This is a genomic window from Enterobacter cloacae complex sp. IR5402, from assembly GCF_049238125.1.
GTDB lineage: Bacteria > Pseudomonadota > Gammaproteobacteria > Enterobacterales > Enterobacteriaceae > Enterobacter > Enterobacter hormaechei_C.
In genome coordinates, this window is sequence record NZ_JBMKHO010000004.1 from 155,780 (window position 1) to 175,376 (window position 19,597).

The 19,597-nt window shown below is 57.5% G+C and carries 13 protein-coding genes and 1 riboswitch; of the genes, 3 read left to right on the top strand and 10 right to left on the bottom strand.

The genetic code is table 11. The annotated features are described in order from the left end of the window. Window positions 1-9: 9 nt before the first annotated feature. Window positions 10-2,361, bottom strand: coding sequence for an LPS assembly protein LptD (gene lptD / locus ACOTXL_RS09600; RefSeq protein ID WP_006810140.1), 2,352 nt, complete (start codon window positions 2,359-2,361; stop codon window positions 10-12). A 239-nt stretch (window positions 2,362-2,600) separates the two neighbouring features. On the opposite strand from lptD, the gene djlA reads away from it, so the two are divergent. Beyond that, window positions 2,601-3,416 (top strand): co-chaperone DjlA, encoded by an 816-nt coding sequence (djlA, locus tag ACOTXL_RS09605; protein ID WP_023315375.1) that lies wholly within the window; start codon window positions 2,601-2,603, stop codon window positions 3,414-3,416. A gap of 30 nt (window positions 3,417-3,446) precedes the next feature. Here djlA and rluA read toward each other — a convergent pair whose 3' ends face one another. The 6 genes from rluA to araB form a co-directional block, all read right to left on the bottom strand. Beyond that, on the bottom strand, window positions 3,447-4,106 hold the full coding sequence (gene rluA / locus ACOTXL_RS09610; protein ID WP_003856412.1) for a bifunctional tRNA pseudouridine(32) synthase/23S rRNA pseudouridine(746) synthase RluA: 660 nt from the start codon (window positions 4,104-4,106) through the stop codon (window positions 3,447-3,449). A gap of 12 nt (window positions 4,107-4,118) precedes the next feature. Further along, complete coding sequence (rapA, locus tag ACOTXL_RS09615) at window positions 4,119-7,025, bottom strand: RNA polymerase-associated protein RapA (RefSeq protein ID WP_045335539.1); 2,907 nt, start codon at window positions 7,023-7,025, stop codon at window positions 4,119-4,121. Between the two features lie 127 nt (window positions 7,026-7,152). Continuing rightward, entirely contained in the window at window positions 7,153-9,510 is a 2,358-nt protein-coding gene (gene polB, locus ACOTXL_RS09620; protein WP_045350420.1) for a DNA polymerase II, read from the bottom strand. 156 nt (window positions 9,511-9,666) lie between these two features. Continuing rightward, window positions 9,667-10,362: an L-ribulose-5-phosphate 4-epimerase gene (araD, locus tag ACOTXL_RS09625; RefSeq protein WP_023324144.1), complete on the bottom strand. Its 696-nt coding sequence runs from the start codon at window positions 10,360-10,362 to the stop codon at window positions 9,667-9,669. An 86-nt stretch (window positions 10,363-10,448) separates the two neighbouring features. Further along, a complete protein-coding gene (gene araA / locus ACOTXL_RS09630; RefSeq protein WP_003856405.1) occupies window positions 10,449-11,951 on the bottom strand; it encodes an L-arabinose isomerase in 1,503 nt (500 codons plus the stop codon). Between the two features lie 10 nt (window positions 11,952-11,961). Beyond that, the gene (gene araB / locus ACOTXL_RS09635; RefSeq protein ID WP_045350419.1) at window positions 11,962-13,671 is read right to left on the bottom strand and encodes a ribulokinase; all 1,710 of its coding nucleotides are present in this window, start codon (window positions 13,669-13,671) and stop codon (window positions 11,962-11,964) included. Between the two features lie 337 nt (window positions 13,672-14,008). Here araB and araC point away from each other — a divergent pair, with 337 nt between their 5' ends. Together araC and ACOTXL_RS09645 are read left to right on the top strand one after the other, a co-directional pair. Then, window positions 14,009-14,854 (top strand): arabinose operon transcriptional regulator AraC, encoded by an 846-nt coding sequence (gene araC / locus ACOTXL_RS09640; protein ID WP_003856402.1) that lies wholly within the window; start codon window positions 14,009-14,011, stop codon window positions 14,852-14,854. Between the two features lie 118 nt (window positions 14,855-14,972). Next, window positions 14,973-15,740 carry a DedA family protein gene (locus ACOTXL_RS09645; protein WP_017383796.1) on the top strand — a complete coding sequence of 256 codons (768 nt, stop codon included), beginning with the start codon at window positions 14,973-14,975 and terminating at the stop codon, window positions 15,738-15,740. Window positions 15,741-16,205: 465 nt separating this feature from the next. On the opposite strand, the gene thiQ is transcribed toward ACOTXL_RS09645, so the two are convergent. Genes thiQ through thiB form a run of 3 tightly spaced genes read right to left on the bottom strand, consistent with a single transcriptional unit; the run spans window position 16,206 to window position 19,460 of the window. Next, on the bottom strand, window positions 16,206-16,907 hold the full coding sequence (gene thiQ, locus ACOTXL_RS09650) for a thiamine ABC transporter ATP-binding protein ThiQ (RefSeq protein ID WP_045346586.1): 702 nt from the start codon (window positions 16,905-16,907) through the stop codon (window positions 16,206-16,208). Next, window positions 16,891-18,501, bottom strand: coding sequence for a thiamine/thiamine pyrophosphate ABC transporter permease ThiP (thiP, locus tag ACOTXL_RS09655; protein WP_032661560.1), 1,611 nt, complete (start codon window positions 18,499-18,501; stop codon window positions 16,891-16,893). Before thiP ends, thiQ begins: the two co-directional genes overlap by 17 nt. Continuing rightward, window positions 18,477-19,460, bottom strand: coding sequence for a thiamine ABC transporter substrate binding subunit (gene thiB, locus ACOTXL_RS09660; protein WP_003856391.1), 984 nt, complete (start codon window positions 19,458-19,460; stop codon window positions 18,477-18,479). Before thiB ends, thiP begins: the two co-directional genes overlap by 25 nt. A 31-nt stretch (window positions 19,461-19,491) precedes the next feature. Beyond that, window positions 19,492-19,592, bottom strand: a riboswitch (TPP riboswitch). Between the last annotated feature and the right edge of the window lie 5 nt (window positions 19,593-19,597).

The window sequence follows — 19,597 nt, forward strand, 5'->3', positions numbered from 1 at the left end:
TCAAGCATATTACAATGAACTACGATACGGCAGAATGTTCGAGCGCAGCATCTGCTGCGTGCCCAGACCGTAGTTAGAACTCAGGCCGCGCAACTCGATATTAAAGCCAATCACGTTATCGTATTTACCCTGACTGTTTTGCGTATCCCAACCGTTAAGTTTGCGTTCGTAACCGACACGTATTGCGTAACAGCAGGAGTTATATTGCAGACCCAGCATCTGGTCAGCAGGTTTTTGGGCATTCGTGTCATAGTAGTAGGCCCCGACGACTGACCAACGATCGGCAATCGGCCAGCTCGCGGCGGTACCCACCTGTGAAATACCGTCTTTGTATTGGTCTGTATTCGCATAGTTTGGCAGTGTCGCCTGGATATACTCCGGGCTGGCGTAACGGTACGTTAACTGCAACATGCGGTCTTCATCACGACGATATTCGATGGCAGCGCTGCCCGTCGCGATATTGTCCAGTCGTGTATCGTATTGAACACCACCGCGCAGACCCCAACGATCCGTCATGCGCCAGTAGGTGTCGCCTGCCCATACCAGTGAGCCCGTTTTGTTGTCTTTCTCCCAGTTAATGTCGTCATCACCGGTGCGAGACTCGGTGAAATAGTAGATTTGACCAACAGAAACGTTAAAACGTTCAACGGCAGCATCATCATATACGCGCGTTGTGACGCCGGTCGTTAACTGGTTAGCAGACGCAATACGGTCAAGGCCGCCGTAGGTACGGTCACGGAACAGGCCGCTGTAGTCTGATTGCAGGAAGGACGAGTCATAGTTTTGAATTTTGCTCTGATCGCGATAAGGCACATAAAGATACTGCATACGTGGCTCAAGCGTCTGGGTGTATCCATCCGCGAGAAGAGCCATATCACGTTCGAAAATCAGCTTCCCGTCCATTTTGAATTGCGGAAGCGTACGGTTTACCGATTCTTCAAGATCGGTGCCATAACGTTTGTTATACCAGTCCAGATTCTTCTGTTGGTAGTGGGTGGCCATCACTTTGGCTTCGGTATTCAGACTCGCCCAGTCGTTTGACCACGGCAGGTTGATCGTCGGCTCGATATGCAGACGCGTTGATTCCGGCATATCCGAGTTGGTGTTGACGAAATGGACCGCCTGAGCGTAAACGCGCGTGTCGAAAGGACCAACATCGTTCTGATACCAGTTCACGTCCAGCTGCGGCTCGGCACCATAGGTACTACGCGATTGCGTATCAAACACCTGGAACTGTTTGGTCGACACCGTCGCGTCAAAGTTCTCAATGGCGTAGCCCACGCTGAATTTCTGCGTGGCGTAACCGTCGGTACTGGAGCCGTATTTAGAATCAAAGTCGTTGAAGTAATACGGATCGCTGACTTTGGTGTAGTCGATGTTGAAGCGCCACACCTGATCCAATACCCCGGCGTGCTTCCAGTAGTACATCCAGCGGTGCTTATCACCTTCGCTCGGATGCTCGTCCTGGAAGACCTTATCTGATGGCAGATAATCAAATTCCATCAGACCCGCGCCCGCCTTGGTCAGATAGCGGAATTCGTTCTCCCACATGATGTTGCCGCGCTTATGGATATAGTGCGGCGTGATCGTGGCGTCCATGTTAGGCGCAATGTTCCAGTAGTACGGCAGGTAGAACTCAAAGTAGTTCGATGTGCTGTACTTGGCGTTCGGGATCAGGAAACCTGAACGACGTTTGTCACCCACGGGCAGTTGCAGGTAAGGACTATAGAAAATGGGCACCGGGCCGAGTTTAAAACGAGCGTTCCAGATCTCTGCAACCTGTTCTTCACGGTCGTGGATCACTTCACTGCCCACAACGCTCCAGGTATTTGACCCTGGCAAACAGGAGGTAAACGTGCCGTTTTCGAGAATGGTGTAGCGGTTTTCGCCGCGCTGCTTCATCAGGTCCGCGGTACCGCGCCCCTGACGACCGACCATCTGGTAATCACCTTCCCAGACGTTGGTGTCTTTGGTATTCAGATTCGACCAGGCTTTCGGACCTTTCAGGATGACCTGATTGTCGTCATAGTGCACATTACCCAGCGCATCCACCGTACGGACAGGCGCCTGAGCACCTTCCGGTTGCTTCTGGTGCAATTGCACTTCGTCAGCAAGCAGGCGACTGTTGCCCTGGTTAATATCGACATTGCCCGTAAAGGTTGCATTGTCAGGATAATTACCTTTTGCGCTGTCGGCATTAATGGTGACGGGTAAGTCATTCGTATCGCCTTTCACCAGTGGGCGATTGTAACTTGGGACGCCAAGCATACACTGCGAGGCGAGATCGGCTGCGAGCCCCTGTTGGCTATACAGGGCGGTGCCAATCATTGTGGCCAGAAGGGTGGGGATACGTTTTTTCATACGTTGTATTTTATTGTTCCGTCATCAGTGGCTACGGCTTACAAACGCTCAGAGACTATCTTACTCATCAGCGCAGTACCAGCGTTAATCCTGCCCGTTTGCGCGCCAGAGTGTTAGGCTCGCTATCGAATGACGAGTATGATAATGCAAATTATAGGCGATGTCCCTCAATTGACCGTGGCGCGACCACTGTAATGATGGCGTTGCGTCGGCCAGGAACATGACCATTCGGGGAGTATATGCAGTATTGGGGTAAAATAATCGGCGTTGCGTTCGCAATTATTATGGGTGCCGGATTCTGGGGTGTCGTTCTTGGCCTCATTATCGGCCATATGTTTGATAAAGCACGCAGCCGCAAAATGGCCTGGTTTGCCAACCAGCGCGAGCGCCAGTCACTCTTCTTCTCCACCACCTTCGAGGTGATGGGGCACTTAACCAAATCAAAAGGGCGCGTAACGGAAGCCGATATTCAGGTGGCCAGCGTCTTTATGGATCGCATGAATCTGCACGGCGAATCCCGTATCGCGGCGCAGAATGCGTTCCGGATTGGTAAATCAGATAACTACCCGCTGCGTGAAAAAATGCGGCAGTTCCGTAGCATCTGTTTCGGGCGTTTTGATTTAATTCGGATGTTTCTGGAAATTCAAATCCAGGCCGCCTTCGCGGATGGTTCTCTGCATCCGAATGAACGGGACGTTTTATATGTGATTGCCGAAGAGCTGGGCATTTCCCGCATGCAGTTCGACCAGTTCCTGCGTATGATGCAGGGCGGCGCGCAGTTTGGCGGTGGTTATCAGCAACAGCACTCCTCCGGCGGCTGGCAGCAGGCGCAGCGTGGCCCTACGCTTGAAGATGCCTGCAACGTCCTCGGCGTGAAGCCGTCTGACGATGTCACGACCATCAAACGCGCCTATCGTAAGCTGATGAGCGAGCACCATCCGGATAAGCTGGTGGCGAAAGGCCTGCCGCCAGAGATGATGGAGATGGCGAAGCAAAAAGCGCAGGAAATTCAGAAAGCCTACGAGCTGATTAAAGAGCAGAAAGGTTTTAAATAAAAAATGGCCCGACACTGTCGGGCCATTTTTTCAGAAGTCCACCGGGGCTTTGAACGTCATGGCGTTGCCGAAAGCAGGGTGGGTAATGGTGAGCGTCTGCGCATGCAGTTGCAGGCGCGGGGCTAAGGCCAGCGCTTCTGGCGGCGCATAGAATCTGTCCCCCAGAATCGGGTGACCCATCGCAAGCATATGCACACGCAGCTGGTGGGAGCGCCCGGTAATCGGCTTTAGCAGGACGCGCGCGGTGTTATCCGGCGCGTACTCCAGCACTTCATACTCGGTTTGCGCGGCCTTGCCGGTTTCATAACACACCTTCTGCTTTGGCCGGTTCGGCCAGTCGCAAATCAGCGGTAAATCCACCAGCCCTTCCGCCTGCGCCGGATGACCCCAGACGCGCGCGACATACTGCTTCTTCGGCTCGCGCTCGCGGAACTGACGCTTCAGCTCGCGTTCTGCCGCTTTATTCAGAGCCACCACAATCACGCCGCTGGTCGCCATATCCAGACGATGGACAGACTCGGCCTGGGGATAATCACGCTGGATACGCGTCATCACGCTGTCTTTATGCTCTTCCAGACGCCCCGGCACGGATAACAAGCCGCTCGGCTTGTTAACCACCATAATGTGCTCATCCTGATACAGAATGACCAGCCACGGATCCATCGGGGGATTGTAGGGCTCCATTACCATCTTGCGCTCCGCTTACTGATGCGTCACAACGATAAGACGCAGGGCGTCGAGACGCCACCCCGCCTGATTCAGGCTTTCCAGCACCTGCTGGCGATTGCTCTCAATAGCGGCCAGCTCATCGTCACGAATGTTCGGGTTCACCGCTTTCAACGCTTCCAGGCGCGACAGCTCGGCAGAAAGCTTCTCATCGGCTTCGCTACGCGCCGCATCGATCAGTTCTCTGGCCGCTTTTTCGGCCTGGGCTTCACCCAGTTGCAGAATGGCATGCACGTCCTGCTGCACCGCATTCACCAGCTTGCTGCCGGTATGGCGGTTCACCGCGCTCAGCTGACGGTTGAAGCTTTCAAACTCCACCTGACCGGCCAGGTTCGTACCGTTTTTATCCAGCAGCAGACGCACCGGGGTTGGCGGCAGGAAGCGGTTAAGCTGAAGCTGTTTCGGCGCCTGCGCTTCCACAACGTAGATCAGCTCCACCAGCAACGTGCCCACAGGTAAGGCTTTGTTCTTCAACAGGGAGATGGTGCTGCTGCCGGTATCGCCTGAGAGGATCAGATCCAGGCCATTGCGGATGAGCGGGTGCTCCCAGGTGATGAACTGTGCATCTTCGCGGGACAGCGCCACATCACGCTCAAAGGTGATGGTGCAGCCGTCTTCCGGCAGGCCCGGGAAATCCGGCACCAGCATATGATCGGACGGGGTCAGCACGATCATGTTCTCGCCGCGATCGTCCTGGTTAATGCCGACGATGTCGAACAGGTTCATGGAGAAGCTAATCAGGCTGGTGTCATCGTCCTGTTCTTCAATACTTTCGGCCAGCTGCTGCGCTTTTTCACCGCCGTTGGAGTGGATCTCCAGCAGGCGATCGCGCCCCTGCTCCAGCTGGGCTTTCAGCGCGTCGTGCTTCTCTCGACAGGATTTGATCAGCTCATCAAAGCCCTCGGTGTTTTCCGGCGCCGCAAGGTAACCGATCAGGTCTGCATGCACCTGATCGTAAATGGTGCGGCCGGTCGGGCAGGTATGTTCAAACGCATCCAGGCCTTCGTGGTACCAGCGAACCAGAACGGACTGGGCGGTTTTCTCCAGATACGGAACGTGGATCTGAATATCGTGCGCCTGACCGATACGATCCAGACGGCCGATACGCTGCTCAAGCAGATCCGGATTAAACGGCAGATCGAACATCACCAGATTGCTGGCGAACTGGAAGTTACGGCCTTCAGAACCGATTTCGGAGCACAGCAGAACCTGCGCGCCGCTGTCCTCTTCACTAAACCACGCCGCAGCGCGGTCGCGCTCGATAATAGACATGCCTTCATGGAACACGGCGGCGCGAATACCTTCGCGCTCGCGCAGCACTTGTTCAAGTTGCAGGGCGGTGGCTGCCTTGGCGCAGATCACCAGCACCTTCCGGGAACGGTGCGCGGTCAGATAACCCATCAACCACTCCACGCGCGGATCGAAGTTCCACCAGGTGCCAGTGTCGCCTTCAAATTCCTGATAAATCTGCTCCGGATAGAGCATGTCGCGCGCGCGATCTTCCGCAGATTTACGGGTGCCCATAATGCCGGAGACTTTGATCGCCGTCTGGTACTGGGTCGGCAGCGGCAATTTGATGGTGTGCAGTTCGCGTTTCGGGAAGCCTTTTACACCGTTACGGGTGTTACGGAACAGCACGCGGCTGGTGCCGTGGCGGTCCATCAGCATGTCGATCAGCTCTTTACGCGCAGATCCCGCATTATCGCTGTCGCTGTTCGCGGCCTGAAGCAGCGGCTCAATATCCTGCTCGCCGATAAGATCGCTGAGGATGTTAAGTTCATCATTAGAGAGACGATTACCGGCCAGCAGCAGCGCGACGGCGTCCGCCACCGGACGATAGTTTTTCTGCTCTTCAACAAACTGCTCAAAATCGTGGAAACGGTTCGGATCGAGCAGGCGCAGACGGGCGAAGTGGCTCTCAAGACCCAGCTGCTCCGGGGTGGCGGTCAGAAGCAGAACGCCTGGTACGCGCTCGGCAAGCTGCTCAATCGCCATGTATTCGCGGCTTGGCGCGTCCTCGCTCCAGACGAGGTGGTGTGCTTCGTCGACGACCATCAGATCCCATTCAGCGTCGCACAGATGCTCCAGGCGTTGCTTGCTGCGGCGCACGAAGTCCAGGGAACAAATGACCAACTGTTCGGTTTCAAACGGGTTGTCCGCGTCGTGCTGGGCTTCGGCATAGCGCTCGTCGTCGAACAGGGAGAAGCGCAGGTTAAAGCGGCGCAGCATCTCGACCAGCCACTGGTGTTGCAGCGTTTCCGGCACCACAATCAGCACGCGCTCGGCAGCGCCAGAGAGCAGCTGCTGGTGCAGGATCATGCCTGCTTCGATGGTTTTACCCAGGCCCACTTCGTCAGCCAGCAGCACGCGAGGCGCATGGCGACGGCCCACGTCATGGGCGATATTCAGCTGATGGGGAATAAGGCTGGTACGCTGGCCGCGCAGGCCGCTCCACGGCATGCGGTACTGTTCACTCTGGAACTTACGCGCGCGGTAGCGCAGAGAGAAGCGATCCATTCGGTCGATTTGCCCGGCAAACAGACGGTCCTGCGGCTTGCTGAAAACCAGTTTGCTGTCGAGCAGCACTTCACGCAGGATAACATTCGTCTCGTCGGTATCAAGACGCGTACCGATGTAGGCGAGCAGTCCATTCTCTTCTTTTACGTCTTCAACCTTCAGCTGCCAGCCTTCGTGGCTGGTCACGGTGTCGCCCGGATTGAACATTACGCGGGTAACAGGGGAGTCATTGCGAGCGTACAGGCGGTTTTCACCGGTAGCAGGGAAAAGGAGGGTAACCATGCGCGCATCGACGGCAACGACGGTTCCTAATCCAAGTTCGCTTTCTGTATCGCTGATCCAGCGTTGACCAAGTGTAAAAGGCATAGTTGTTCGGCTCTAATCTTTAATTGCAGGCAATAGTTCGACCCCGTCAAAAAAGACGGTCATCGAAAAATGGGTCCGGGAATGGAAAGGGCGCTATGGTACTGGATGGCAACGGTTTCGTCACGCGTCAAAATAGCCCAAGTTGTCCTGTCACTAGTGTAGCAAAGTCGTCATTGATGAACGGTAAAATTCCCTCCGCAACCGGCTGAAGCTGGCGGGTCAGGTAGTGATCGTAATCAAGCGGAGACTGCTGGTAATCAACGGGTTCCGGGCCGTTAGTGGTCCAGACGTATTTGATCGTTCCCCGGTTCTGATACTGCGGCGCACGGCCCCGGCGAACGTTCTCTTCATCCGCCAGCCGCGCGGCGCGTACGTGGGGAGGAACGTTACGTTGATATTCGGCCAGCGGGCGGCGCAGGCGCTTGCGATACACCAGCTGGTCATCCAGTTCACCCGCCATCAGGCTGGCGATGGTGTCGCGCACATAATCCTGATAAGGCTCATTGCGGAACACCCGCAGGTAGAGCGTCTGCTGGAACTGCTGTGCCAGCGGCGTCCAGTCGGTGCGCACTGTCTCCAGCCCTTTAAACACCATCCGCTGCGTGTCACCTTCCTGAATCAGCCCGGCGTAGCGCTTCTTGCTGCCCTGGTCGGTTCCGCGAATGGTCGGCATTAAAAAGCGGGCAAAATGGGTTTCAAACTCCAGCTCTAACGCGCTGGTTAACCGCTCTTTTTGCAAACTTTCGCGCCACCAGTCGTTCACAAAGGCGACCAGATCTTTGCCGATTTGTGCGGCGTCGTCTTCCGAATGGGCGGCTTTCAGCCAGACAAAGGTGGAGTCTGTATCGCCATAAATCACATCATAGCCCCGGGATTCAATCAGCGCTTTGGTCTGGCGCATAATCTCGTGCCCGCGCATGGTGATGGACGACGCCAGACGGGGATCAAAGAAGCGGCAGGCACTGGTACCCAGCACGCCGTAAAAGGCGTTCATAATGATTTTCAGCGCCTGTGAGAGCGGCTTGTTGCCGTGGCGCTTGGCCTCATCGCGGCCGTGCCAGATGTTTCCCACAATTTCGGGCAGGCAGTGTTTTTCCCGCGAGAAGCGTGCTCCAAGAAAACCTTCGGTGCTGTGCGCATCGTCTGGCTGCGCCATCCCCTCCACCAGCCCCACCGGATCAATCAGAAACGTGCGGATAATGGATGGATACAGGCTTTTATAATCCAGCACCAGCACCGAGTCATACAGCCCGGGCCGTGAATCCATCACGTAACCGCCGGGGCTGGCCTGCGGCGGCACGTCGCCGAGGTTAGGGGCGACATAGCCCGCCCGGTGCATCCGCGGGAAATAGAGGTGGCTGAAGGCCGCTACCGAGCCGCCGTGCCTGTCGACCGCAAGGCCGTTCACCGTCGCCCGCTCCAGCAGGAAGGGCATGATCTCGGTTTTGTGGAAGATCTGCGTCACCAGCTCGCAATCTTTCAGGTTATAGGTGGCGAGCGCGGGTTTATCTTCATTAAAGCGCCGGTCGATCTCGTCCATTCGGTCCCAGGGATTGTCGATGGATTTACCTTCGCCGAGCAGTTCCTGGGCGACCGCTTCCAGCGAGAAGGAAGAGAAGTTCCAGAAGGCGGATTTCAGCGCCTCGATGCCGTCGATAATCAGGCGACCGTTAGCCTGCGCGAAGAAAACACCGTTCTTAAAACCATGCTCACGCCACTCCAGCTCGCTGTTGCCGCGCCCCAGAATCAGCGGGATACGGTAACGCTCGGCATGTTTTTGCAGCACGCGCAGGTCAAACTGCACGACGTTCCAGCCGATCAGAACATCCGGATCGTGCTCGGCAAACCACTGGTTAAGCTTCTCCAGCAGTTGCGGGCGGCTGTTGACGTACTCCAGATTAAAATCCAGCGCGGACGCATCGCCGTTTGGCGGCCCGAGCATATAGACAACCCGCTGCCCACAGCCTTCCAGACCAATGCAGTACAGTTCGCCGTGGCGGGTGGTTTCGATATCCAGCGAGACCCACTTGAGCGGGGGGCGATAATTCGGGCTAGGCTTGAGGCGCGCGTTAACGATCCTGCCATTTTGCGCGGTGCCATCTACCCAGACGGGGGCGGTGATAAACCGCTCCATCAGAAAGCGTTCAGGCGGGCGAATGTCGGCCTCGTATAGCGTCACGCCCGCTTCACGGAGCAGTTTTTCATAGCGCATTAACTGGCGATGGGCGCGGCAATAGAGGCCGTAAACCGGCTGGCGGTGGAAATCTTTCAGTTCAAGCGGGGTTATGCGCCAGCCGTTTTCTCCGCGCAGCAGCTGTTTCACTTTTTCGACGTGAGCTTCAGGAATAAAGGCCACGGACTCCTGCGGCGGGAGCGTAACGTTTAGCGGGCCGTTGTCCGTTGCCAGCCAGAATTCAACCTCAGTACCCTGAGGGGTATCCCGCCAGTGTCTGGTCAGTAAAAAGCCTTCTTGCGCCTGCGTCACGGCGTTATCCCATAAAACAAAACCAGGCCTGATTATAGCCTGGTTGAGGGGTGTTTGCTGGGGTTTTATACAGTGCCTGTTCAGTCGGATGGCGCTGCGCTTATCCGGCCTACAGGTTCCGCAGTCACGGTAAGCGCAGCGACACCGGGCAAAGGTTTACTGCCCGTAGTAGGCTTTCGCACCGTGCTTACGCAGGTAATGCTTATCCAGCAGGGTTTGCTGCATATCCGGCAGCTGCGGTGCCAGCTGGCGGCAGAAGATCCCCATATAGGCGACTTCCTCCAGCACGATCGCGTTGTGCACCGCGTCCTCCGCGTTTTTACCCCAGGCAAACGGGCCGTGGGAGTGCACCAGCACGCCGGGCATTTGCGCCGCGTCGATTCCCTGTTTTTCGAAGGTTTCGACGATCACGTTCCCGGTTTCCCATTCGTACTCACCGTTGATCTCCGCATCGGTCATCAGACGCGTGCAGGGAATGGTGCCGTAAAAGTAGTCCGCGTGGGTGGTGCCGGTCGCCGGAATAGGCTGGCCCGCCTGCGCCCAGATGGTCGCGTGACGCGAATGGGTATGCACAATCCCACCGATGGTCGGGAAGGCCTGATACAGCAGGCGGTGAGTCGGCGTATCGGAGGAGGGCTTTTTTTTGCCTTCAACCACTTCACCCGTTTCGATGCTGACCACCACCATGTCTTCTGCGGTCATTACCGTGTAATCCACGCCGGAAGGCTTGATCACGAACACCCCTTTTTCCCGGTCAACGGCGCTGACGTTGCCCCAGGTCAGGGTCACCAGGTTATGTTTTGGCAGCGCCAGGTTGGCTTCGAGTACCTGACGTTTGAGATCTTCTAACATTGTCGTCTCCTGCCGGATGGCGCTTCGCTTATCCGGCCTACAGAACCGTAGGCCCGGTAAACGAAGTGCCACCGGGCATTCAGGGCTTAGCGTTTTGAACCGTAATAGACTTCGTTCCAGCGCAGCGCGTCTTTAAAGGCTGGCAGACGGGTATCGTTATCAATCACGGTCAGTTCGATGTCGTGCAGCTCGGCAAACTGACGCATATCGTTCAGGTCAAGCGCGTGGCTGAATACGGTGTGGTGCGCGCCGCCGGCCAGGATCCAGGCTTCCGACGCGGTTGGCAGGTCAGGCTGCGCTTTCCACAAGGCGTTGGCGACCGGCAGTTTCGGCAGAGAATGCGGAGTTTCCACCGCATCGACGCAGTTCACCAGCAGGCGGAAACGGTCGCCGAGGTCGATCAGGCTGGCGTTAATGGCCGGGCCGGTACGGGTGTTGAAGATCAGACGGGCCGGATCCGCTTTGCCGCCAATGCCGAGGTACTGCACGTCGAGGATCGGTTTCTCTTCAACCGCGATGGATGGACACACTTCCAGCATGTGCGAGCCGAGCACCAGATCGTTGCCGTTCTCGAAGTGGTAGGTGTAGTCCTCCATAAAAGAGGTGCCGCCCTGTAGACCGGTTGACATCACCTTCATGATGCGAAGCAGAGCGGCAGTTTTCCAGTCGCCTTCGCCCGCAAAGCCGTAGCCCTGCTGCATCAGACGTTGTACCGCCAGACCCGGGAGCTGTTTCAGGCCGTGGAGATCTTCAAAGGTGGTGGTAAAAGCGTGGAAGCCGCCCTGTTCCAGGAAGCGCTTCATGCCCAGCTCAATGCGCGCCGCGTCCAGCACATTCTGGCGCTTGTCGCCGTTGATTTGTGCCGCAGGCGTCAGACGGTAGCTGCTTTCGTACTCGTCCACCAGCGCGTTAACGTCGCCATCGCTGATGTCATTCACCACCTGCACCAGGTCGCCCACCGCCCAGGTGTTGACGGAAAAGCCAAATTTAATCTGCGCGGCCACTTTATCACCGTCGGTGACCGCCACTTCGCGCATGTTGTCGCCGAAACGCACCACTTTCAGGTGACGGGTATCCTGCTTAGATACCGCCTGACGCATCCAGGAGCCAATGCGTTTTTGTGCCTGGCCATCCTGCCAGTGGCCGGTCACCACGGCATGCTGTTGACGCATGCGCGCGCCGATGAAGCCGAACTCGCGGCCGCCGTGCGCGGTCTGGTTCAGGTTCATGAAGTCCATGTCGATGCTGTCCCACGGCAGGGAGGCGTTGAACTGCGTGTGGAATTGCAACAGCGGTTTGTTGAGGATAGCCAGGCCGTTGATCCACATTTTGGCTGGTGAGAAGGTGTGCAGCCACACCACCAGGCCAGCGCATTTGTCATCGTAATTGGCATCGCGGCAAATGTTGGTGATTTCGTCCGGGGTAGTCCCCAGCGGCTTCAGCACCAGTTTGCACGGCAGTTTGGCTTCCGCGTTCAGCGCATTCACAACGTGCTCCGCGTGTTTCGTCACCTGCTGCAACGCTTCCGGTCCGTACAAATGCTGGCTGCCAATCACAAACCACACTTCATAATTATTAAAAATGGTCATTATCGTGTCCTTAATGTGTCAGGGTTGCCGTAGTGTCCGCGGTGCTTTTGGCCGGGGCGGCGACAGGGAGATAGTGAAGTTCGGCGCTTTTTGCCCATTGCTGGTAGCGCTGATAAAGCTGTTCAAAGCGTTGTGCCTGCTGAGTCTGCGGATGGAGCGTATTTTCGACGGCGCTCGCCATATGCTGTTGCGCGGTCGGGATATCCGCATGGACGCCTGCGGCCACGGCAGCGAAAATCGCGGCACCCAGCGCACAGCACTGATCGGAGGCCACAATTTGCAGCGGCCGGTTCAGCACGTCGCAGCAGGCCTGCATAATCACCGGATTTTTACGGGCGATCCCGCCCAGCGCCATCACGTTGTTCACGTCAATGCCCTGGTCGATGAAGCACTCCATGATGGCGCGCGCGCCGAACGCGGTGGCGGCGATCAGGCCGCCAAACAGCGCGGGCGCGTCGGTCGCGAGGTTGAGATCGGTAATCACTCCTTTCAGACGCTGGTTGGCAAACGGCGTACGACGGCCGTTGAACCAGTCCAGCACCACCGGCAGGTGGTCGAGAGACGGATTTTTTGCCCAGGCGTCGGTGAGCTGCGGCAGGAGCTGTTTTTTGCTCGCCGTAATCTGCGTTTTCAGTTCAGGATGCGCGGCAGCCAGCTGATCCAGCGGCCAGCCGAGCACGCGGCCAAACCAGGCATAGATATCACCGAAGGCGGACTGGCCCGCTTCAAGGCCGATAAAATCAGGCACCACGCTGCCGTCAACCTGGCCGCAGATGCCTTTCACCGCGCGGTCGCCGACGCTGGCTTTATCTGCCGTCAGAATGTCACAGGTGGAGGTGCCGATAACTTTCACCAGCGTGTTGGGCTGCGCACCCGCGCCCACGGCCCCCATATGGCAGTCGAACGCGCCGCCGGAAATGGTCACGTTTTGCGGCAGACCTAGGCGTTTCGCCCACTCTTCGCAGAGCGTGCCGACCGGAATATCGGCGGTGAAGGTGTCGGTGAACAGCGGGTATGTCAGGTTTTTGTTGATGATCGGGTCGAGTTCATCGAAGAACGCTGCCGGAGGCAGACCACCCCAGCTTTCATGCCACAGCGATTTATGCCCGGCGCTGCAACGGCCGCGGCGAATATCCTGCGGACGCGTGGTGCCGGAGAGCAGGGCGGGAACCCAGTCGCACAGCTCAATCCATGACGCCGCTGCCTGTGCGACCGACGCGTCCGCGCGGGTAACGTGCAGGATCTTGGCCCAGAACCACTCGCTGGAGTAAATCCCGCCGATGTAGCGGGAGTAGTCATTTTTGCCCGGCTGATGGCATAAGCGGGTGATGGCTTCCGCCTCTTCCACGGCGGTATGGTCTTTCCACAGCACAAACATGGCGTTCGGGTTGTCGGCAAACTCCGGTCGCAGCGCCAGTACGCGGCCTTCGGCATCGACAGGGGCAGGCGTTGAGCCGGTGCTGTCGACGCCAATCCCCACGACATCGGCCCGCTGGGCGTCGGTCAACTCCGCCAGAACGGTTTTGATCGCCGCTTCCATCGACTCGATGTAGTCCCGCGGGTGGTGACGGAACTGGTTGTTTGGCGCATCGCAGTAGCGCCCCTCTTGCCAGCGCGGATACCACTCAACGCTGGTTGCTATCTCCTGGCCAGTCGTACAGTCCACTGCCAGCGCGCGAACTGAGTCGCTGCCAAAATCGAGGCCAATTGCAATTGCCATGATGTTGCTCCATCCAAAAAACAGGTATGGAAGAACATTAGAGACTAGGGACAAAAATCGTCAGGCAGGATCCGCTAATCTTATGGACTAAATTGCTGTAGCCACGCAAAGTGTGACGCCGTGCAAATATTCTATGTGGACATTTCTGCCGCACTTATAGACACTTTTGTTACTGCTTATCCGCCCGTGCTGGCGGAGAAATCAGGGGGAAAGGCTGAAACATGGCGGACGTAAAAGAGGCGTGATGCTTTTTGGATCTTTTCGCGGGCCATTTTTATACTGCTTTTATCGATATGGACAATTGGTTTCCTTCAGGACCCTTGGGAGAACTGAATCTATGGCCGAACCGCAAAACGATCCCTTACTGCCGGGCTACTCATTTAACGCCCATCTGGTGGCGGGACTGACGCCAATTGAGGCCGAGGGATATCTCGATTTTTACGTCGATCGCCCTCTTGGCATGAAGGGATATATCCTGAACCTGACCGTACGCGGAGAAGGCGTCGTCAAAAATGGGGATCAACAGTTTATCTGCCGCCCCGGTGATATGCTGCTGTTCCCGCCGGGGGAGATCCATCACTACGGGCGCCACCCGGATGCCAAAGAGTGGTATCACCAGTGGGTCTATTTCCGTCCGCGCGCCTACTGGCAGGAGTGGCTCTCGTGGCCGGCCATTTTCGCCCATACCGGTTTATATCGCCCGGATGAGGCGCATCTGGCGCAGTTCCGTGAGCTGTTCGCACAGATTATTGAGGCAGGGCAGGCGGGCGGGCGCTACGCCGAACTGCTGGCCATCAACCTGCTTGAACAGGTGCTGCTGCGCCGCATGGAGGCCATCAACGAGTCGCTTAATCCGCCGCTGGACAACCGCGTCCGCGACGCCTGCCAGTACATCAGCGACCACCTTGCCGACAGCCAGTTTGATATTGCCAGCGTCGCCCAGCATGTGTGCCTGTCGCCGTCACGGCTGTCGCATCTGTTCCGCCAGCAGCTTGGCGTGAGCGTACTCAGCTGGCGCGAGGATCAGCGCATCAGCCAGGCGAAACTGCTGCTCAGCACCACCCGAATGCCTATCGCCACCGTCGGGCGTAACGTCGGCTTTGAAGATCAGCTCTATTTCTCTCGCGTGTTTAAGAAGTGCACCGGTGCCAGCCCGAGCGAATTCCGTGCGGGATGTGAATAATCGGTAAACATTCAGGTGAACTTCAGGCGCATCTTGTAAACTATTCAGACAATTGATGCCTTGACGCGGTGCAGGGCGCTAAGCAGAATCGCTGATTCGTTTTCTGACCGGAATAGTTATGCAGGCATTGCTGGAACATTTTATTACCCAGTCCGTTATGTATTCGCTCATCGCTGTGGCGCTGGTGGCGTTTCTGGAGTCGCTGGCGCTGGTCGGGCTGATCCTGCCCGGCACCGTGATGATGGCGGGGCTTGGGGCGCTTATCGGCAGCGGCGAGGTCAATTTCTGGCAGGCGTGGATGGCCGGTATTATCGGCTGTTTGCTGGGGGACTGGATCTCCTTCTGGCTGGGCTGGCGCTTTAAGAAGCCGCTGCACCGCTGGTCGTTCATGAAAAAAAACAAAGCGCTGCTGGATAAAACCGAGCATGCGCTGCACCAGCACAGCATGTTCACCATCCTCGTGGGGCGCTTCGTTGGCCCAACGCGTCCGCTGGTGCCGATGGTGGCCGGGATGCTGGATCTGCCCGTCGCGAAGTTTGTGGTGCCGAATATCATCGGCTGCGTCTTCTGGCCGCCGTTCTACTTCCTGCCGGGTATCCTGGCGGGCGCGGCGATTGATATTCCTGACGGTATGCAAAGCGGTGAGTTTAAATGGCTGCTGCTGGGCACGGCGGTGCTGCTGTGGCTGGCGGTCTGGCTCTGCTGGCGCCTGTGGCGCAGCGCGAAAGCCAGTGTTGATCGTCTGACGCGCTATCTTCCGCGCACTCGCCTGCTCTGGCTGGCCCCGCTGACGCTCGGCGTGGCAGTGGTCGCGCTGGTCGCGCTGATTCGTCACCCGCTGATGCCGGTGTACGGTGAGATCCTGTTAAAGGTGGTGAGCCGTTAAGGTGTTTTCCCTCTCCCTGTGGGCTGAGGGTTCCCCACAAAATAATGCCTGCACAGACGGCCCCCTCTCCCTTGAGGGAGAGGGGGAACATACGGCTCTGGTGGTCATTCCGTTCACTATATGTTCCTTGCTACTCTGTCACGACATGGCCGGTGAACGTGCCAGGGTGGCTCAGTCGCCACCACCCTGGCGACCCGGGCTCCCGGCGGAAAATCGCCGCTTCGCGGTACCTTCGGCTTATTCCTTCAGGCTATCGGGTCGGGCATGAGCCTGCATCCATGCAGGCCACGCCCTCTCGACGCATCCCTGCGCCTCGCCCCGGCCTACAGGAAACGCCTCAGCGATTTACAGCCGGACCAGGGCATCGCTGTAAGCCCTCAGTTATTCTGAAGGCAACGTTATCGCTTTTGCTTTCAAATTACTGGGGATCCCTCTCCCCTGTGGGAGAGGGCAAGGGTGAGGGCATCAGATCTCACGAATACCTAAAAGTGAAGATGCCCCCGCCTTACCACTCAGAAGTTCTTCTGTTTCCCCATCCCACAAAATACGTCCCTCCGCGATCACCACCGATCGCGGCGCGATGCGTGCGGCATCTTCGATGCTATGCGAAACCATCAGCATCGTCAGTTGTTCGCGCTCGCAAACCTCCTCAACCAGCGAGAGCATTTCCTGACGCAGAGCGGGGTCGAGCGCCGAAAAGGGTTCATCGAGCAGCAGCAGCGGCTGCTTGCGCACCAGGCAGCGCGCCAGCGCCACGCGCTGGCGCTGGCCGCCGGAAAGCTCACCCGGTAGTCTGTTGATAAACGCAGCCAGGCCCATTTGTTCGGCGATCGCCTCCAGCGTCTGACGCTGCGCAACATTGAGCTTCAACCCCGGATCCATACCCAGCGCGATGTTCTGCCACACCGTAAGATGATTGAACAGATTGTTTTCCTGGAACAGCATCGACACCGGGCGCTTAGCCGGCGGAGCGTAGGTATACTCGCCATTATCAATGACGATCGACCCGCTGGCAGGCTGTAAAAAACCGGCAATCAGATTGAGCAGGGTACTTTTTCCGGCCCCGCTGGGGCCAAGCACTGCGATTCGCTCTCCCTGACGAACGGAGAGGGTAAAACGCATTGGCAGGTGCTCATAAAGCCAGGTTACATCAGTCAGTTTTAACATCACGCCCCGGAAGTTTTTCGATAACGGTAAATAACGCAAAGCACAGCAGCAACAGGAGTAGCGCCGTGACGGCGCCGTCCTGGCTACGATAGGAGCCAATTTGCTGATAAAGCCAGAACGGCAGCGTGCGGAAATCCTCGTTGCCGAAGAGGGCCACAACGCCAAAATCGCCAATCGACAGCACGCAGGCAAACGCCAGCGCCTGGGCCAGCGGACGCTTTAGCGCGCGCAGTTCGACCACCTTCAGACGCTGCCAGCCCTGCATGCCCAGCGACTGACACAGCAAACTGTAGCGGCTATTGACGTCGCGCATCGGGTTTTCCAGCACCTTGAGCGCGTAAGGGATGGCCATCAATGCGTTGGTAAAAATGACGATGCCGTCGGCGCTTTCCGGCAGGCCGATGGTGCTGTTGAACAGTAAAAAGAATCCGGTCGCCAGCACAATGCCCGGCATCGCCAGGATCAGCATACCCGTCAGTTCCAGCGCGTGTCCGGCTTTACGGGCATGACGCGCGTACAGTTCGCGGCTGCTCCAGAGCAGCATCATGGTCAGGATCACGCACAGTAGCCCGGCAGCCAGCGCGATGCGCAATGAGGTCCACGTTGCTTGCCACAGGACAGGCTGTTGCAGTACCGACAACACATTGCGATTCAGGCCATCAACGATAACGGCCAGCAGCGGGGGCAGCAGAAGCAGGAGTGCCAATGCGATTAGCATAAAATCCGCGACGCGGCTGTGCAGGCTGTCCTGCGGATCGCGCCAGCCTGTCAGGTTATTGCTACCTGTGGGGATCGCTTTACTTAGCCGCTGGCTGAGTAACACCAGCGCCAGGCAGCAGACCATCTGCACGATCGCTAGCAGCGCGGCGCGGCCCGGATCGTAGTCGTAACTTAAGGCCTGATAGATCGCCAGCTCAATGGTGGTGGCCTGCGGCCCGCCGCCGAGAGAAAGTACGGTCGCGAAGCTGGCGAAGCAGAGCATAAAGATTAGCGCGGCAACCGGAGCAATCTGGCGTCGCAGCCACGGCCATTCGACAAAGCGGAAGAACGACCAGCCGCGCATGCCAAGCTGGGCGGCAATCTGACGCTGCTCACCGGGAATGTTTTCCAGCGCCTGTAAAAAGAGGCGCGTCGCCATCGGCATATTGAAAAAAATATGCGCCAGCAGAATGCCTTTCAGGCCGTAAGGGGAGAAGGTCCATTCCAGACCAAGCAGGTTGAAGAGGGATGCCAGCCAGCCCTGCCGACCGTAGACGCTCAGAATGCCGAACACCGCCACCAGCACGGGCAGGATCAGCGTCATCGCGCACAGCCGCAGCAGGGCAAGCCTGCCGGGGAAACGTCTGCGATAGAGGGCGCGTGCAAGGAAAATGGCCGGGATCGCCGACAGCAGCGCGGAGAGAAACGCCTGCCAGAAGGAGAAGCGGATGACGTGCCAGAGATAGCTGTCGTGCCAGAGGGCGAGCAGATCGCTCTCTGGCGCGTTAAACCACAGCGCAAGGAATGCACCCAGGCTGACGACGACCATCAGTACGGCGGCGAGCAGCCCGGGAACTAACCAGCCGGGGATCAGCGGCTGACGGCGCGTTGCCATTCACTAATCCATGCGGCGCGCTGGGCGGCAACCTGCTGCGGCGTAAATTCCAGTGAGGTTTGCGGCTTGTTTAGCTGCTCAAAGCCTGCCGGCAGCGCAACGTCAGTGACCGGGTACATCCAGTTGCCGGTCGGAATAGCGTTCTGAAATGCCGGGGAGATCATAAATTTCAGGAATTTTTCGGCAAGCTCCGGCTGTTTGCTCGCGGCGGTGCGGGCGGCCACTTCCACCTGCAAATAATGCCCTTCAGCAAAGTTCGCGGCGGCGTAGTTGTCTTTCTTCTCGGCGATAATGTGGTAGGCCGGAGAGGTAGTGTAGCTCAGCACCAGGTCGCTTTCGCCTTTCAGGAACAGGCCATAGGCTTCGCTCCAGCCTTTGGTGACGGTAACGGTTTTCGCGGCCAGCTTCTGCCACGCTTCCGGCGTTTTATCCCCGTAGACTTTTTGCATCCACAGCAGCAGCCCCAGACCCGGCGTGCTGGTACGCGGATCTTCGTAAATCACGCGCCATTTCTGGTCACTTTCGACCAGCTCTTTCAGGCTTTTGGGCGGATTCTTCAGCTTGTTTTTATCGTAGACAAACGCAAAGTAACCGTAATCAAAGGGAACGAAGGTGTCGTTTTTCCAGCCGCCCGGTACGTTAACGGCATCTGCCGCCACGCCGCTTTTGGCGAACAGTCTGGTTTGGGTGGCGGCTTCCAGCAGGTTGTTATCCAGCCCGAGCACCACGTCGGCTTTGCTGTTTTTGCCTTCCATGCGCAGCCGGTTAAGCAGCGAGACGCCATCTTCCAGCGCCACGAATTTCAGCTCGCAGTTGCAGTCCGCTTCAAAGGCTTTTTTTACCACCGGGCCAGGGCCCCAGTCGGCGGAGAAGGAGTCGTAGGTGTAGACCGTCAGAACAGGCTTAGCAAAAACAGGCAGCGCAAACAGCGCCAGCAGAGGAAGAACGTTTTTTAACACTTTGCACCTCAGGGTTGAGTGGCAAAGGATTTTGAGAGACAGCCTCAAATCCCTTCGCCGGCGTTATCCGGATCAGGTTCGACGGGTATTATCTCAGCGCACATCAGTGATGCAGCACCCTGTTGAGAACGGCGCTA